Below are 16,470 nucleotides of genomic sequence, written 5' to 3'. Positions count from 1 at the left end.
GCGCCGGCTAGCGCCGCTGCAGCGGGCCATTCACCGCAAACTGGCGAAGTGCGCCTGCATCCGTATCGAGTCGGCCTTGCGACCGCTGAACAGCTCGAATGCCTTGACCGCTTGGAACACAGCCATGGTGCCGCCGTCGAGTGTCTGGCAGCCCAGCGCCCGGGCGTGGCGCAACAGCTCGGTTTCGAGCGGGAAGTAGATGATCTCGGCCACCCACAAGCGCCTGTGCAGCAGTTCGACCGGCAACGGTGTACCCGGCAGCTTGGCCATGCCCACTGGCGTGGTGTTGACCAGCCCGTCGGCTGCCGCCAAGGCGTCGGCCAGGTTCTCGCCCAATCGTGCGCGGCCGGTTCCGAAGCGTGTGTTGAGGTTGTCCACCAGCGCTTGCCCGCGTGCGCGGTCTATCTCGAACAGCACCAGGCACTCGACTTCTTCGGCCAGCAGCGCATGGGCCACTGCTGCCCCCGCGCCGCCAGCCCCCATTTGCACCACCTGACGCCGGGCAACGCCGGGCAGGCCTCGGCGCAGGCCTTCGGCGAAACCCAGGCAGTCGGTGTTGTGGCCGATGCGCCTGCCGTCCTTGAACAGCACTGTGTTGACGGCGCCGATGCCGCGCGCCTCGTCTGACAGTTCATCCAGAAACGGCAGGATCGCCTGCTTGAACGGGAAGGTGATGTTCAACCCGGTAAAGCCGGTGTGCTGTGCCGCGTCGAGCAAGCGGGGCAGGGCGCTGTCGTCCAGGCCCAGCTGGTCGACATCGATCAGCCGATACAAGTAGCGCAAGGCCTGGGCATCGCCCTCTTGCTCGTGCAGCGCAGGTGTGCGCGAGGCCTGGATGCCGCGCCCGATCAGGCCAGCGAGGATGCTGTGCGGCCTCATGCAGCCACCTCCTGCAGCAGTTGCTGGAAATGCGCCAGCGCTGCGCGGTAGCCCTGGCTGCCCAATCCGCAGATCACCCCCACGGCCACCGCCGATACGAACGAAAGGTGTCGGAACGGTTCGCGCTTGTAGATGTTGGACAGGTGCACCTCGATCACCGGCAGCTCACAGGCGACCAAGGCGTCACGGATGGCAACCGAGGTGTGGGTCCAGGCACCGGGATTGATCAGGATGCCGGCGCAGCGACCTCGGGCGCCATGGATCCAGTCGATCAATTCACCTTCATGGTTGGTCTGGCGAAATTCGGTTTCCAGGCCCAGCTCGCGGGCGCTGGCGGCGCACAGGTTCGCAAGGTCGGCGAGGGTTTCCCGGCCATAGTGACCGGGTTCGCGAGTGCCCAGCAGGTTGAGGTTGGGGCCGTTGAGTACAAGGATTGGGCATGACATGGCGCAGCATCGCTTTTATTGTTGGCTGCAGTAAGTTTTGTACTATCTGGTTAGTTTTGTAAATCGGCGGCACCATTCGGCATCAAAATCGGGGGCGATAATCGCCCATCGTTCCGGCTGGATTACAGAATCGTAATCTTCACGCCACCGCCACGATAACCGCCGCGCCCTAGAGTCCCTCGCCAGCAACCGCCAGCCGTCGAGGATCCCAGACCGTGCCGTTCAAACCCTCCCGCTCCCTTGTCCTGATTTGCCTGCTGTCGGCCAGTGCTTTCGCCCAGGCAGGACAGGGCCTGACCCTGGGCCAGGCGCTCGAAGCGGCGTTTGCCGATAACCCGGACCTGGCAGCCGTGCGCCAGGGACAGGGCATTGCCGATGGCGAACGGCGCCAGGCCGGGCTGATACCTAACCCGGAGCTTTCCTGGGAGCGTGAAGACACTCGCCGCGATACCAGTACCACCACGGTCATGCTCAGCCAGGCGCTCGAGTTGGGTGGCAAACGGGGCGCGCGTGTCGAGGTGGCCAAGGCCGGTCAGGATATCGCCCGGCTGGAGCTCGAGCGCCAAGGCAATGGCCTGCGTGCCGATGTGACCCAGGCGTTCCATGCTGCACTGCGGGCGCAGACTGCGGTGGAGCTGGCCGAGCAGTCCAAAGCCTTGACCGAACGGGGCCTGCGGGTGGTACAGGCGCGGGTCACGGCGGGCCAGTCATCGCCGGTCGAGGCCACTCGCGCCGAAGTGCAGTTGGCCCAGGCCCTGGCGCAACTGCGTCGCGCCGAAGCGGATCGCGTGGTGGCCTGGCAGGCGCTGGCGCGCTTGACCGGCAGCGCCGAGGTGGCGTTCACACAGCTTGATGGCAGCGGCTTGTTGCCTGGCCCGGCGCCACAGGCCGAGGTCTTGCTGGGCAAGGTCGAACAGACTGTCGAGTGGCGCCTTGCCGCCGCGCAGATCGAGCGCTCAGAGGCTGCGCTAGGTTCGGAAAAAGCCCAGCGTATCCCCAACCTAACGGTCAGCCTGGGCAGCCAGTACAGCCGCGAGGACCGCGAACGGGTCAACGTGGTCGGCCTGTCCATGCCGCTGCCGCTGTTCGATCGAAACCAGGGCAACGTGCTGGCGGCCTCGCGTCGCGCCGACCAGGCCCGCGACCTGCGCAACGCGGTGGAACTGCGCCTGCGCAGCGACACCCGCAGCGCCCTGAGCCAGTGGGGCATGGCCATGGCCGAGGTCAATGCCTACGACCGCACAATTCTGCCCTCGGCACGCCAGGCGGTAGATACCGCCACGCGCGGCTTCGAGCGCGGCAAGTTCGCGTTCCTCGATGTCCTGGACGCCCAGCGCACGCTGATCGAAGCCCGTGGGCAGTACCTCGACGCCCTGGCTTCGGCAAGTGATGCGCGGGCCCAGATCGAGCGGATCTATGGCCAGCTGGATGCCGGGCGCTGAGGCGCGAATCGAGCGTTCCACCTTCTTCATTTGCAGCAGGAGCCCCCATGAACACCACCCGCAAGTTCGCCCTCCTTGCCACCCTGGTTGCCGTGATCGGCGCCGGTGGGTTGGCCTGGACCGGCAACCTCGGCCCCGGAAAGACCAGTGAGTCCGGCCAAGACGACCATGGCAACGACGGCCACGACCACGGCAGCGCGCCCGCAGCGTCCGGCGAGGAAGGGCACGACGAAGAGGGCGAGCTGCACCTTTCCGCTGTGCAGATCGAGGCGGCCGGGGTCCAGTTGGTCACCGCCGGCCCGCGCGCCCTGGGGACGTCGATCAGTTTTCCTGGCGAGATCCGTTTCGATGAGGACCGTACCGCCCACGTGGTGCCGCGTGTTCCTGGTGTGGTCGAGTCGGTACAGGCCGACCTGGGCCAGCCGGTCAAGCGTGGCCAGGTGCTGGCGGTGATCGCCAGCCAACAGATTTCCGAGCTGCGCAGCGAGCAGCAGGCGGCGCAGCGGCGGGTCGAGCTGGCGCGGCTGACCTTCGAGCGTGAAAAGCAGCTGTGGCAGGAGCGCATCAGCGCCGAGCAGGATTACCTGCAGGCTCGCCAGGTCTTGCAGGAAGCTGAAATCGCCTTGGCCAATGCCGGGCAGAAGGTGGCTGCCGTGGCCCCGGCGGGGGCGGGCAATCGCTACGAACTGCGTGCACCGTTCGATGCGGTGGTGGTGGAAAAACACCTGGCCGTTGGCGAGGTGGTGAGTGAGGCCAGCAACGCCTTCACCCTGTCTGATTTGAATCGGGTCTGGGCCACGTTCGCCGTAACCCCGCGTGATCTGGACAAAGTTACCAGCGGGCGCGCCGTGACGGTCAGTTCGCCGGACCTCGATGCGCAGGTCGAGGGCACCATCAACTACGTCGGCAACCTGCTCGGTGAGCAGAACCGCGCCGCCACCGCTCGCGCCACGCTGGCCAACCCCAAGGGGTCGTGGCGCCCAGGGCTGTTCGTCAATATCGCGGTGACTGTCGAGCAAGCAGAGGCTGCCGTGGTGGTTCCGCAGGTTGCCCTGCAGACCCTCGAAGAGCGCAGCGTGGTGTTCGCCCGCACCCCTGATGGCTTCCAGGCGTTGCCGGTCAGGACGGGTCGTCGCGATGGCGGTTTCGTCGAAATCACCGAAGGCCTGGCCAGCGGCACCCAGGTGGCGGCGGCAGGTAGCTTTGTCCTCAAGTCCGAGCTGGGCAAGGGCTCGGCCGAGCACAGTCACTGATCCGGGAAACCCTCATGTTCGAACGCCTGATTCAATTTGCCATCGAGCAACGCCTGGTGGTGATGCTTGCCGTGGTGCTGATGGCTGCGGTGGGCATCCACAGCTACCAGAAGCTGCCGATCGATGCGGTGCCCGATATCACCAACGTGCAGGTGCAGATCAACACCGCTGCACCCGGCTATTCGCCGCTGGAGACCGAGCAGCGCATCACCTACGCCATCGAGACAGCCATGGCCGGCCTGCCCGGGCTCAAGCAGACCCGTTCGCTGTCGCGTTCAGGGTTGTCGCAGGTGACAGTGATCTTCGATGACGCCACCGATATCTTCTTCGCCCGGCAACTGGTCAACGAACGCCTGCAAGTCGCTCGCGAACAGTTGCCAGAGGGCATCGAAGCCAGCATGGGGCCGATCTCGACGGGCCTGGGGGAAATCTTCCTGTGGACGGTCGAGGCCCAGGACGGCGCACTCAAGGAGGACGGCACGCCCTATACCGCTACCGACCTGCGGGTGATCCAGGACTGGATCATCAAGCCCCAACTGCGCAATGTGCCGGGTGTGGCCGAAGTCAACAGCATCGGGGGCCACGCCAAGCAGTACCTGATTGCACCGGATCCCAAGCGCCTGGCGGCGTACAAGCTCACCCTCGACGACCTGATCGCGGCGTTGCAGGGCAACAATGCCAACGTCGGCGCCGGCGCCATCGAGCGCAACGGCGAGCAGTTGCTGGTGCGTGCGCCGGGGCAGGTGGCGTCGATCGAGGATATTGCCAATATCGTCATCTCTAGTGCCGATGGCGCGCCAATTCGTGTCAGCCATGTGGCCCAGGTCGGCCTGGGCGAGGAACTGCGCTCGGGCGCGGCGACCGAGAATGGCCGCGAGGTGGTACTGGGCACCGTGTTCATGCTGATTGGCGAGAACAGCCGCACAGTGTCCCAGGCGGTCGCGGCAAAGCTTGCCGAGATCAACCGCAGCCTGCCCAAGGGGGTGATGGCGGTCACGGTGTACGACCGCACCAACCTGGTGGAAAAAGCCATCGCCACGGTGAAGAAAAACCTGGTCGAAGGCGCCATTCTGGTGGTCGCGGTACTGTTCCTGTTCCTGGGCAACATCCGTGCGGCATTGATCACAGCCATGGTCATACCGCTGTCGATGCTGTTCACCTTCACCGGCATGTTCGCCAACAAGGTCAGCGCCAACCTCATGAGCCTGGGGGCGCTGGACTTCGGCATCATCGTCGACGGTGCCGTGGTGATCGTCGAGAACGCCATCCGCCGCCTGGCTCATGCCCAGCACAAGCACGGGCGCATGCTGACACGTGCCGAGCGCTTCCATGAAGTGTTCGCGGCCGCTCGCGAGGCACGCCGGCCCCTGATCTACGGGCAGTTGATCATCATGGTGGTGTACCTGCCGATATTTGCCCTGACCGGTGTGGAAGGCAAGATGTTCCACCCCATGGCGTTCACCGTGGTCATGGCCTTGCTGGGGGCGATGATTCTTTCGGTGACCTTCGTGCCGGCGGCGATTGCGTTGTTCGTTACCGGCAAGGTCAAGGAGGAGGAAGGTGTGCTGATGCGTACTGCTCGCCAGCGTTACGCTCCGGTGCTCGCCTGGGTGCTGCAGCGACGCAAGCTGGCCTTCACCGCCGCTGCAAGCCTGGTGCTGCTGTCGGGTGTATTGGCCAGCCGCATGGGCAGTGAGTTCATCCCCAGCCTCAGCGAGGGTGACTTCGCCCTGCAGTCGCTGCGGGTGCCGGGCACCAGCCTGAGCCAATCGGTGGACATGCAGCAACGCCTGGAACGGGCGATCATCGCCCAGGTGCCCGAGGTCGAGCGGGTATTCGCCCGCACCGGTACTGCCGAGATCGCCTCGGACCCGATGCCGCCGAACATCTCCGACGCCTATGTGATGCTCAAGCCGCGTGAGCAATGGCGCGATCCAGGCAAGCCGCGCGAAGCGCTGATTGCCGAGGTGCAGCAGGCCGCCGCCAGTGTGCCGGGCAGCAACCATGAACTGTCGCAACCCATCCAGCTGCGCTTCAACGAGCTGATTTCCGGGGTGCGCAGCGATGTGGCGGTGAAGGTCTTCGGCGACGACATGGACGTGCTCAACGCCACGGCGGCGAAAATTGCCACCACCTTGCAGCAGGTGCCGGGGGCATCGGAGGTCAAGGTCGAGCAGACCACCGGGTTGCCGGTACTGACCATCGATATCGACCGCGACAAGGCGGCACGCCACGGTCTGAACATTGCCCAGGTGCAGGATGCGGTGGCCATCGCTGTCGGCGGGCGCAAGGCGGGGACGCTGTACGAGGGTGACCGGCGCTTCGACATGGTGGTGCGCCTGTCCGAAGCCCTGCGCACGGACGTCGACGGGCTGGCGAACCTGCTGATACCGGTGCCGGCCGGTGCTGGCGCGGCACAAATCGGCTTCATCCCGTTGTCGCAGGTGGCGAGCCTCAACCTGCAATTGGGGCCGAACCAGGTCAGCCGCGAGGATGGCAAGCGTGTGGTGGTGGTCAGTGCCAACGTGCGTGGCCGCGACCTGGGCTCGTTCGTCGAGCAGGCCGAGCAGACCCTGATCGACCAGGTGCAGGTCCCCCCTGGGTACTGGACACGCTGGGGCGGGCAGTTCGAGCAGTTGCAGTCGGCTGCCGAGCGGCTGCGGGTGGTGGTGCCGGTCTCACTGCTGCTGGTGATGGCGTTGCTGCTGATGATGTTCAACAACCTGCGTGACGGCTTGCTGGTGTTCACCGGGATTCCCTTCGCCCTGACCGGAGGGGTGCTGGCCTTGTGGCTGCGGGACATTCCATTGTCGATTTCGGCAGGGGTCGGGTTTATCGCGCTGTCGGGGGTTGCGGTACTCAACGGCCTGGTGATGATCGCCTTCATTCGCAGCCTGCGAGAAGAGGGGCGATCGCTGCGGGTGGCGGTCGAGGAGGGCGCATTGACCCGCCTGCGACCGGTATTGATGACCGCGCTGGTGGCGTCGCTGGGGTTCATCCCGATGGCGCTGGCCACCGGCACAGGCGCCGAGGTGCAGCGGCCGCTGGCGACAGTGGTGATCGGCGGGATCCTGTCGTCGACGGCCTTGACCTTGCTGGTGTTGCCCGCACTCTATCGCTGGGCGTATCGGCGGGAAGAAGAGTGAGGTGGCTGCCAGTCGGCTCCGGTGATGTCAGGCCGGGGCTGACTGGCTCCCCAGCGATTCCTCATGCAGGGAAATGCGCGAAGTCTCTGGCAGCGCCAGCCCGCCAACCAGCGCCACCAGGGCGATGATCACCAGGTAGAAGGCGGGTGCCAGGCTGCTGCCTGTCAGTCCGATCAGCCAGGTCGCCACCAGTGGCGCGGTGCCGCCGAACAGGGTATAGGCGACGTTGTAGGTGATGGCCGAGGCGGTGTAGCGGGTGCGGGTCGGGAAGCTCTCCGACAGCAAGGCCGCTGTCACCACTCCGCTGGACAAGGCGCCTACCGCCAGCAGGATCACGCCCAGCAGCGCGCCTGGCATCGAGCCGGAGCTGGCCAGCCAGTACGCGGGGAACACGCAGACCATCACCCAGATGCACGTGAAGCCGATGGTGCGGCGGCGTCCTATCCGGTCCGAAAACGCACCTGCCAACGGGCAGCCGGCTGCGGCGAACAGCAGCGCCACCGTGGTTACCAGCAGCGACTGGGCGCGGCTTAGGTTGCCGACCAGTTGCAGGTAGGTGGCGAAGTAGGTGGTGAACATGTAGAACGACAGCGCCGTCAGTGAAATGAATGCGCCCAGGTTGCGGATCGCCCGGCCATGGTGGCGAAGCGTTTCCTTGAGTGGCGAATGTTCATGCTCGCGGCCCTCGGCGATGGCCTCGCGGAAGGCGGGTGTTTCTTCCATGCGCCAGCGCAGGTAAAGTCCGACCAGACCCAGCGGTGCGGCGATCAGAAAGGGCACGCGCCAGCCCCAGGTGTTCATGGCGTCCGGCGTCAGGCTGGCTTCAAGGGCATAGGCGATGACTGCCGCGCAGGCAAATGCCGAGAAGGTCGAGACCGGCACGAAGCTGCCGTAGAACGCACGTTTTTCCCGAGGCGCATGCTCCATCAGGTAAGCGCAGGCCCCGGCGTATTCGCCACCTGCGGAAAAACCTTGCAGGCAGCGCGCCAGGGTCAGCAGTGCGGGCGCGGCGATGCCGATGCTGGCGTAGGTCGGCAGCAGCCCGATGAGTGTTGTGGAACCGGCCATGAGCAGGATGGTCAGCGACAGGATGCGCTTGCGCCCCAGGCGATCGCCCAGTGCACCGAACACGATGCCGCCCAGCGGACGCAGGGCGAAGGCCACGGCGAAGACGGCGAAGGTCTTGAGCAGGGCGACGCTGGCGTCCTGGCTGGCGAAAAACTGGCTGGCGATCAGCGTGGCGAGAAAACCGTACACCGCGAAATCGAACCACTCGACGAAGTTACCGATGGCCGATGCGGCAATCACCCGACGCAGGGTGGCGGGCGATACCTCATGGGATACAGACATGCGAATGCTCTCCGGTTGTCATAGGCAGCCTGGCAGGGGGTGGACACGGTCGAGCCGTGTCGTCTGGTTGTCAGGGCCAGTAGAGCGGAGGGCGGGGGGGCGGTGCATCCTTGAGGGCGACACCGGGATATCTGTTTCGACCGCGGATCTATCGCGAACAGGGCACGACAGTCGCCGCTCAGACAGCGAACACCACCCCGGTACGCGAGGCGGCGTTGCGGATATGCTCCTGCATCGCTCGCTGAGCCCCGGTTTGCGACCGGCGTTCGAGGGCCTTGAGGATCTTGCGATGTTCCTGCCAGGTCTCCATGGCCCGCTCAGGGCGAATGAACGGCAGCTTCTGGCTCTCCAGGAAAATGTCCTGGCTCGCGGTGATGACCTGCAGCATCGCCTGGTTGCCGCAGGCCTGCAGCAGCAATTGATGGAACTCGAAATCGAGCCGCGCCGCGTTCTCGAAGCGCCCCTCGCGCAGCTCCTGGCGCATGGCTTCGACATTGGCCTGGAGCCGGTCGATATGGTCGGCGGTCAATGCCAGCGCCGCTTGCCCGGCGGCAAAACCCTCCAGTGCATAGCGCAGTTGGAACGTATCGGCGGCCGATACCTGCTCGGCATAGGGCCAGGAAAACCCACTGGGTGCCGGACTCTGTACGAATACGCCCTTGCCGGGCTGCACGCTCACCAAGCCCAAGGCGCTGAGCGACGACAGCGCTTCACGCAGTGAGGCGCGGCTGACCCCGAGTCGCTCTGCCAGGTCACGTTGCGAAGGCAGGGCATCGCCCGGCTGGTAACCGCCTTCATCGATGAGCTTGCGGATGGCCTGCAGGGCCAGTTCCGGGACGGCGCGGGGGAGAGTGTCGAGCATGCTGTTCAGACCAGTCAGAGGGCAATGACGCTGACGTTTTACGGTGAACCGACCGTGCTGGCAAGCGTTGCGCCAACCTGGCGCAGCCCCGAAAGGCCTTGCACGAAAGCAGGGCGCGCTCCAGGTCAGAGGACGACCATGCGGTACAACTGTTCAGACCAGTAAGACCTTGCAGCCACGGGCCTGGCGGCCTTTCGCAAAGGGCGTGGGCGCAGACTGGCATGCCCCCTGCAATGGCCAAGTCAGTCCCATCACCCGAATTCCAGCGAGGCCTTTTCATGACGACGTTCCGCTCCCTGTTCCTGGCGACTCTGTTCTGTGGCACCACTCTTGCGCTGCCCTTGGCCCAGGCCGACGCCTTGGCCGATATCAGTGCCCGTGGCGTGCTCAAGGTCGCCGTGCCCCAGGACTTCCCGCCGTTCGGTTCGGTCGGCCCGGACATGAAACCGCGTGGTCTGGATATCGATACCGCGCAACTGCTGGCCGACAAGCTTGGCGTCAAGCTGGCCCTGACCCCGGTCAACAGCACCAACCGCATCCCGTTCCTGACCACCGGCAAGGTCGATCTGGTGATCTCGAGCCTGGGCAAGAACCCTGAGCGTGAGGCGGTGATCGACTTCTCGCGCCCCTACGCGCCGTTCTACCTGGCCGTTTTCGGCCCGGCCGAAGCGAAGATCGATGACATTGGTGCAGTCGCCGGCAAGACCATCAGCGTCACCCGCGGCTCGATCGAGGACATGGCCCTGACTGCTGTGGCGCCCAAGGATGCGGTGATCAAGCGCTTCGAAGACAACAACTCGACCATCGCCGCCTACCTTTCCGGGCAGGTCCAGTTGATCGCCAGCGGCAGCGTGGTGATGTCGGCCATCGCCGAGAAGAATCCGGCCAAGGTGCCGGTGGTGAAGGTCAAGCTGAAGGACTCGCCGGTCTACGTGGGGGTGGCCAAAAATGAGGCGGCGCTGCTGGATAAGGTCAACAGCACCCTGGCTGCGGCCAAGGCCGACGGTAGCCTGAACCGCAATGCCGAGAAATGGCTCAAGCAACCTCTCCCAGCCGATCTTTGAGCGGCTGCGGACACCTCTAGCCATGGCTTATCAATTCGACTTCGCCCCCGTCCTTGCCCAGAGTGGCCTGCTGCTCAAGGGGGCCTTGTTCACCCTGCAGCTGACCGCCATCGGCACCGTGCTCGGCCTTGCCATCGGCGTAATCGGCGCCGGTGTGCGGGCCTGGCGCCTGCGCCCGTTCGACCTGCTGTTCGGCCTGTACGTGGAACTGATCCGCAACACGCCGTTCATCGTGCAGCTATTCTTCATCTTCTTCGGTCTGCCCGCATTGGGCATTCGCCTGAGCGAATGGGAGGCGGCCGTGCTGGCGATGGTGATCAACCTGGGCGCCTATTCCACCGAGATCATTCGCGCCGGCATCCAGGCCATTCCCAGGGGGCAACTGGAGGCCGCAGCGGCTCTGGCCATGAGTCGTTTCGAGGCGTTCCGTCACGTGGTCCTGCGTCCTGCGCTGGCCAAGGTCTGGCCGGCGCTGTCCAGCCAGATCGTGATCGTCATGCTCGGCTCGGCGGTGTGTTCGCAGATTGCCACCGAGGAACTGTCGTTCGCCGCCAACTTCATCCAGTCGCGCAACTTCCGCGCCTTCGAGACCTACCTGCTGACCACCGTCCTGTACCTGCTGATGGCCATCCTCGTGCGCCAACTGCTGAACTGGATCGGGCAGCGCCTGCTGATGGGGAAACGCTGAATGGACTTCACCTTCTGGGACATCCTGCGCAACCTGCTGACGGGGCTTCAGTGGACACTGGCGTTGTCGCTGGTGGCATTCGCCTGTGGCGGCCTGGCCGGGTTGCTGGTGCTGATCGGGCGCATTTCCGAGCGGGCGCTGCCACGGCGCCTGGCGCGAGGCTACATCGAGCTGTTCCAGGGCACACCGCTATTGATGCAGTTGTTCATGGTGTTCTTTGGCATTGCGCTGTTCGGAATCGACGTTTCTGCGTGGATGGCGGCGGCCATTTCCCTGACGCTGTTCACCAGCGCGTTTCTCGCCGAGATCTGGCGCGGGTGTGTGGAGTCGATTCCACGTGGCCAGTGGGAGGCCTCCGGCAGTCTGGCGCTCAGCCGTATGGAGCAGTTGCGCCACGTCATCCTGCCCCAGGCACTGCGCATTGCCATCGCGCCGACCGTGGGCTTCTCGGTGCAGGTGGTCAAGGGCACGGCGGTGACCTCGATCATCGGCTTCACCGAGCTGACCAAGACCGGCGGCATGATCGCCAACGCCACCTTCGAACCCTTCATGGTCTATGGCCTGGTCGCACTGGGTTATTTCATTCTCTGTTATCCGCTCTCGCTGAGCGCCCGTTATCTGGAAAGGAGGCTGCATGCCCCTGCTTAGAGTGTCCGCGCTGCACAAATACTACGGCGACAACCACGTGCTCAAGGGCGTCGACCTGAGCATCGAAGAGGGCGAAGTGGTCGCGATCATCGGCCGCAGCGGCTCGGGCAAGAGCACCTTCCTGCGCACCCTCAACGGCCTTGAGTCGATCAGCGACGGGGTGATCGAGGTGGACGGTGAATACCTCGACGCCAGTCGCGCCGACCTGCGCGCATTGCGTCAGAAGGTCGGGATGGTGTTCCAGCAGTTCAATCTGTTCCCGCACCTGACCGTGGGCGAGAACGTGATGCTGGCACCACAGGTGGTGAAAAAGGCCGACAAGGCCCAGGCGCGCGAGATGGCTGAGCGCATGCTGGCCAGGGTGGGGCTGGCGGAGAAATTCGACGCCTACCCGGATCGCCTCTCCGGCGGGCAGCAGCAACGGGTGGCGATTGCCCGCGCACTGGCAATGTCGCCCAAGGTCTTGCTGTGCGACGAGATCACCTCGGCGCTGGATCCGGAGCTGGTCAATGAGGTGCTGGGCGTGGTGCGACAACTGGCCAGCGAAGGCATGACCCTGATCATGGTCACCCACGAGATGCGCTTTGCGCGTGAGGTGGGCGACAAGCTGGTGTTCATGCACCAGGGCAAGGTGCATGAAGTGGGGGACCCGAACGCACTGTTCGCCGCCCCGCGTACGGCGGAGCTGGCGAACTTCATCGGGATGACGGCGATGGTGTGAGCAAGACCGTGACAGGTGAGGGTCAACCAGTTCTCGCCCAGCCATCGCGTGGCGTGCAGTGACCTCCAGGCTTTCAGTGTTCGCGCAGATCGCTCAGCAGGCGCTCCAGCGTGGCGCGAGCTTGTTCATCCAGCCCGAACACCGGCCGACGCGGTTCGCCCACCGGCAGCCCGGTCATGGCCAGTCCGGCCTTGATGGTCGCCGGCAAACCACCCTTGAGAATGAAGTCCAGCAACGGCAACTGGTGGTAGAACAGCGCCTGGGCCTGCTTGAGGTCGGCGTCGCGTACCGCCTGGTACAGCTGCAGGTTCAATTGGGGAATGAGGTTGGCCGCAGCAGTGCACCAACCTTTTGCCCCGGCCACGAAGGCTTCCAGTGCCAGCGGGTTGCAGCCGTTGTAGAACGGCACCTGGCCCTCACCGAGCAGTTGCAGCCTGTGCATGCGCTGGATGTCGCCAGTGCTCTCCTTGACCATGGTGACGTTGTCCACCTCGCGCACGATGCGCAGGATCAGTTCCACTGGCATATCAGTGCCGCTGGTGGCGGGGTTGTTGTAGAGCATGATCGGCAGGTCTATGGCCGCGCCGATGCTGCGGTAATGCGCGAGGATCTCGTTGGGGCTGAGTTTCCAGTACGCCGAAGGCAGCACCATCACCGCATCGGCGCCATGCTGTTGGGCGAAGCGGGCGCGACGGATCGCACCGGCGGTGGTCAGATCGGAGACGCTGACGATGCTGGGCACACGCCGAGCGATGCGTTCGAGGCTGTACTGGGCGACCTGATGCCATTCGCTGTCGCTCAGGTAGGCGCCTTCACCGGTGCTGCCCAGCGGGGCGATGGCCTGGACGCCACTGTCGATGAGGCGATCGATGGACTGGCCCAGGGCAGGCAGGTCGAGCTGTTCGCCACTCTGGCTGAACGGGGTGATGGTGTAGCCGATGATGCCGTGGAATTCTGTGGTCATGAGGTGTGGCTCCGCAAGCAAGGCATTCAGGGGTCAGTCAAGGCAGTTGGCGTGTTTGCGCAGGCTCTGCCGGGCGAAATAGTTGAACGAGGCGCCGTGGCGTTTGGGGCGGTCGATCCAGTCGTGGGCTTCACGGCCAAGCTTGGGGTCGATGGGTTTGATGCTGCCGGCCGACATCGCCAGCAGCTGCAGGCGCGCGGCACGTTCGATCAGTTGGGCATAGACGCACGCCTGCTCGATACTGGTGCCGGTGGACAATTGGCCGTGGTGCGAAAGCAGGATGGCGCGCTTGTCGCCCAGGGCCTGACTGATGATCTCGCCTTCTTCGTTACCCACTGGCACGCCGGGCCAGGCACCGAGGAACGCGCAATCGTCGTACAGCGGGCAGAGGTCCATGTGCGAGACCTGCAGCGGCACCTCCAGCATCGACAGGGCGGCAACATGGGTGGGATGGGTGTGGATGATGCAGTTCACGTCTGGCCGGGCGCGGTACACCCAGCTGTGAAAGCGGTTGGCGGGGTTGGGCATGCCTTGGCCTTCGAGCACCTCCAGGTCTTCGTTGACCAGCAGCAGGTTGCTGGCACTGATCTCGTCGAAGCCCAGGCCCAGTTGCTGGGTGTAGAAAGTGCCAGGCTCCGGGCCGCGGGCGCTGATCTGCCCGGCCAGGCCTGAGTCATGGCCATGGTCGAAGAGAATTCGACAGGTCAGGGCCAGCTTTTCGCGTACAGTCCACGTATTATCGGCGAGTGAGCCTTGCATCTGTGCCAGCGCTTTGTGCACCAGTTGCTCTTTGCCGAGTGTCAGGGTGTTGGCCATGGGGATATCCTCTGTGGCGTGCTGTTGATGCCAGTGCTTGCCCGCCCCGCTGCTTTGATCGGGAGAGGGGCGGTCAATTGCATGACACAAATAAATCTACATGACACAAAGTGTCATTGGCAAGCCGTTCACTCGGGAAAACCGCGTCGCATGTCTATCCGCTTGAAACTGCTGAGAAAAAAACTGGGCATTACCCTGGAAGTGCTGGCTGAGAAATCCGGCATGACCAAGAGCTACCTGTCGAAGGTCGAGCGTGGGTTGAACACGCCTTCGATCGCGGCGGCGTTGAAGCTGGCCAGGGCACTGAACGTCAATGTCGAAGAGCTGTTTGCCGAAGATCACAACGTCCAGGCACGCTACAGCCTGGTGCGCTGCAGTGAGCGCCAGGCGCTGGTGGGAGAGGGTGCGGGCCCGGGTTATGCGGTGCTGACTTCGCAGATCGGTCAGCGCAGCCTGTTACCCTTTCTTGTTCAGCCACCCCGAGATTTCAGTGATCCCACGTTCAAGGAGCACCAGGGCGAGGAATTCCTGTTCGTCCATGCGGGCCAGGTCGAGGTCGACTTCATGTCTGAACGGGTGTTGCTGGAGCAGGGTGATGCCCTGCATTTCAACGCGCAGACACCGCACCGCCTGCGTTCGGTCGGCGAGTGCCAGGCGCAGTTGCTGGTCGTGGTACAAGGCGGTGAGGCGTGAGGCGCGGACGATGATCGAAGTGTCGCGGTTCTGGCGCGATCCAGCGCTGCCCTTCGTCGAGGCGCGGCGGGTGGGTGATGGGCGCCAGGTCTGTTATGGCCCGCATTCGCATGAAGGTTTTTCCATTGGCGTGGTCACGGGCGGGCGCAGCAGCTACCTGTCCGGTGATACCTGGCGCGAGCTTGCGGCCGGGGCCACGGTGCTGATGAACCCTGGCGTGGTACATGCGTGCAATCCGATTGAGGGAGGGGTCTGGTCGTATCTGATGTTGTACGTAGACCTGCCCTGGCTGGAGGCGCAGGGCTTCGTCCTGCCTCAGGCCACCTACAGCGAGTCGCCAGCGCTCTATGCGCGACTGTTGCAACTCTTTGCTGGACTGTTCGATGGCGACACGGACGTCAGCGAGGTGATGCTGACGGCGTTCTTCAAGGCGCTGCCGGGATACCTCGAAGCGGCGCCAGACGCGCATTCCCAGGCACATCCGCGTCTGGAGACGGCAGCGGCCTTCATTCGTGCCCATCGCCTCGACCCTTTGAGCCTCGACGATATTTGCGCCGCCGCGGGGTTGTCGCGGGCTTATCTGATCCGCGCGTTCCGCCGACGCTTCGGCTTGACGCCCCATGGGTATCTGGTCGATCAGCGGGTACAGCACGCCCGGGCGCAGTTGCGCCGCGGACGCGGGATCGCCGAGGTGGCGCTGGAGGCGGGTTTTGCCGATCAGGCGCACCTGCAGCGTGCCTTCAAGCAGCATCTGGCGGCCACGCCGGGGCATTACCGCAGCGGCGGTAGTGCGCGTTAACCCAGCACCAGGTACAGCGCACTGGCGACCAGCAATACCGCCAATCCGCGATTGAACAGACGCATGTGGCGCGGGTTGCCCAGGTACTGACTGATCACGCTGCCAGCCCAGGCCCAACTGGCCACCGAGACGAAGCAGATGGGCGCATACAGCCAGGTGAACAGCCACAGCAGTTGGTGATCGCCGCCAGTGTAGGCGCCGATCCCGGCCACTGAAGCCAGCCAGGCCTTGGGATTGAGCCACTGCATCACAGCGCCGTGCCAGAACGACGGCGCCTGCGCCTGATGACCGGCGTTCAGCTGGCCGTTGTCGCTGGACAGTTTCCAGGCCATGTACAACAGGAACAGCACCCCACCCCAGTGCAGCAGGCGACTTAGCACTGGCCAGCGCAGCAGCACTTCATGCAGCCCCAGGCCGATCAGTACCAGCAGCAGGCAGAATCCCACGCTGGCGCCTGCGGCATGGCCCAGGCTGGCGCGCAGCCCGTGACGTGCACCGCTGCCGAGGGCGACGATATTCACAGGGCCAGGAGAAATCGAGGCCGCGAGGGCGAAGGCGGCCATGGACAGGGACAGGCTCATGAAGGGCTTCCTTGGTGTCGAATGAGGTCAGCATCCTGTGTCACCCTTGAGGTTCTGGTATTGAACGAAAGTGCTCAATCGACGCTGTTACAGCTTTTGTAATAGTTTCACACTGTCA

Annotated in this window: 16 protein-coding genes; 9 read left to right on the top strand and 7 right to left on the bottom strand. The window is 64.5% G+C overall.

Features of this window, described 5'->3' with window-relative positions:
• Positions 1-30: 30 nt before the first annotated feature.
• Positions 31-879 carry a shikimate dehydrogenase gene (locus HU729_RS02545; protein WP_186708191.1) on the bottom strand — a complete coding sequence of 283 codons (849 nt, stop codon included), beginning with the start codon at positions 877-879 and terminating at the stop codon, positions 31-33.
• Complete coding sequence (aroQ, locus tag HU729_RS02540; RefSeq protein ID WP_186664973.1) at positions 876-1,325, bottom strand: type II 3-dehydroquinate dehydratase; 450 nt, start codon at positions 1,323-1,325, stop codon at positions 876-878. Before aroQ ends, HU729_RS02545 begins: the two co-directional genes overlap by 4 nt.
• A gap of 245 nt (positions 1,326-1,570) precedes the next feature.
• Between aroQ and HU729_RS02535 the strand changes: the two genes are divergently transcribed.
• The 3 genes from HU729_RS02535 to HU729_RS02525 are packed head-to-tail and all read left to right on the top strand — an operon-like array spanning position 1,571 to position 7,166.
• Positions 1,571-2,767, top strand: a complete 1,197-nt coding sequence (locus HU729_RS02535; protein WP_189662284.1) for a TolC family protein — start codon at positions 1,571-1,573, stop codon at positions 2,765-2,767.
• A gap of 47 nt (positions 2,768-2,814) precedes the next feature.
• Positions 2,815-4,020, top strand: a complete 1,206-nt coding sequence (locus tag HU729_RS02530; protein WP_186708187.1) for an efflux RND transporter periplasmic adaptor subunit — start codon at positions 2,815-2,817, stop codon at positions 4,018-4,020.
• A gap of 14 nt (positions 4,021-4,034) precedes the next feature.
• Positions 4,035-7,166: a CusA/CzcA family heavy metal efflux RND transporter gene (locus HU729_RS02525; protein ID WP_186708185.1), complete on the top strand. Its 3,132-nt coding sequence runs from the start codon at positions 4,035-4,037 to the stop codon at positions 7,164-7,166.
• Positions 7,167-7,193: 27 nt separating this feature from the next.
• Here the strand turns inward: HU729_RS02525 and HU729_RS02520 are convergent, their stop codons facing one another.
• Positions 7,194-8,516 carry an MFS transporter gene (locus HU729_RS02520; RefSeq protein ID WP_186664965.1) on the bottom strand — a complete coding sequence of 441 codons (1,323 nt, stop codon included), beginning with the start codon at positions 8,514-8,516 and terminating at the stop codon, positions 7,194-7,196.
• Positions 8,517-8,694: 178 nt separating this feature from the next.
• Positions 8,695-9,378, bottom strand: coding sequence for a FadR/GntR family transcriptional regulator (locus HU729_RS02515; protein WP_186708183.1), 684 nt, complete (start codon positions 9,376-9,378; stop codon positions 8,695-8,697).
• A 278-nt stretch (positions 9,379-9,656) separates the two neighbouring features.
• Here HU729_RS02515 and HU729_RS02510 point away from each other — a divergent pair, with 278 nt between their 5' ends.
• The 4 genes from HU729_RS02510 to HU729_RS02495 are packed head-to-tail and all read left to right on the top strand — an operon-like array spanning position 9,657 to position 12,499.
• Positions 9,657-10,442 carry a transporter substrate-binding domain-containing protein gene (locus HU729_RS02510; protein ID WP_186664961.1) on the top strand — a complete coding sequence of 262 codons (786 nt, stop codon included), beginning with the start codon at positions 9,657-9,659 and terminating at the stop codon, positions 10,440-10,442.
• Between the two features lie 22 nt (positions 10,443-10,464).
• Complete coding sequence (locus tag HU729_RS02505) at positions 10,465-11,130, top strand: amino acid ABC transporter permease (RefSeq protein ID WP_186708181.1); 666 nt, start codon at positions 10,465-10,467, stop codon at positions 11,128-11,130.
• Positions 11,131-11,778, top strand: a complete 648-nt coding sequence (locus tag HU729_RS02500) for an amino acid ABC transporter permease (protein WP_054890698.1) — start codon at positions 11,131-11,133, stop codon at positions 11,776-11,778.
• Positions 11,765-12,499 (top strand): amino acid ABC transporter ATP-binding protein, encoded by a 735-nt coding sequence (locus tag HU729_RS02495; protein WP_186664957.1) that lies wholly within the window; start codon positions 11,765-11,767, stop codon positions 12,497-12,499. The genes HU729_RS02500 and HU729_RS02495 overlap by 14 nt, the downstream gene beginning before the upstream one ends.
• 73 nt (positions 12,500-12,572) lie before the next feature.
• Here the strand turns inward: HU729_RS02495 and HU729_RS02490 are convergent, their stop codons facing one another.
• The gene (locus tag HU729_RS02490) at positions 12,573-13,463 is read right to left on the bottom strand and encodes a dihydrodipicolinate synthase family protein (protein ID WP_186708179.1); all 891 of its coding nucleotides are present in this window, start codon (positions 13,461-13,463) and stop codon (positions 12,573-12,575) included.
• Positions 13,464-13,496: 33 nt separating this feature from the next.
• The gene (locus HU729_RS02485; RefSeq protein ID WP_186664954.1) at positions 13,497-14,279 is read right to left on the bottom strand and encodes an aldolase; all 783 of its coding nucleotides are present in this window, start codon (positions 14,277-14,279) and stop codon (positions 13,497-13,499) included.
• A gap of 150 nt (positions 14,280-14,429) precedes the next feature.
• On the opposite strand from HU729_RS02485, the gene HU729_RS02480 reads away from it, so the two are divergent.
• Both HU729_RS02480 and HU729_RS02475 read left to right on the top strand, forming a co-directional pair.
• Positions 14,430-14,972 carry an XRE family transcriptional regulator gene (locus HU729_RS02480; protein WP_186664953.1) on the top strand — a complete coding sequence of 181 codons (543 nt, stop codon included), beginning with the start codon at positions 14,430-14,432 and terminating at the stop codon, positions 14,970-14,972.
• 10 nt (positions 14,973-14,982) lie between these two features.
• Complete coding sequence (locus HU729_RS02475) at positions 14,983-15,771, top strand: AraC family transcriptional regulator (RefSeq protein ID WP_186708177.1); 789 nt, start codon at positions 14,983-14,985, stop codon at positions 15,769-15,771.
• On the opposite strand, the gene HU729_RS02470 is transcribed toward HU729_RS02475, so the two are convergent.
• Entirely contained in the window at positions 15,768-16,352 is a 585-nt protein-coding gene (locus HU729_RS02470) for a LysE family translocator (protein WP_186664951.1), read from the bottom strand. The genes HU729_RS02475 and HU729_RS02470 overlap by 4 nt on opposite strands.
• Between the last annotated feature and the right edge of the window lie 118 nt (positions 16,353-16,470).

Origin of the sequence: Pseudomonas sp. RW10S2 (assembly GCF_014268985.1) — a bacterium.
GTDB lineage: Bacteria > Pseudomonadota > Gammaproteobacteria > Pseudomonadales > Pseudomonadaceae > Aquipseudomonas > Aquipseudomonas wayambapalatensis.
This window is presented reverse-complemented; position numbering and strand designations above follow the sequence as displayed.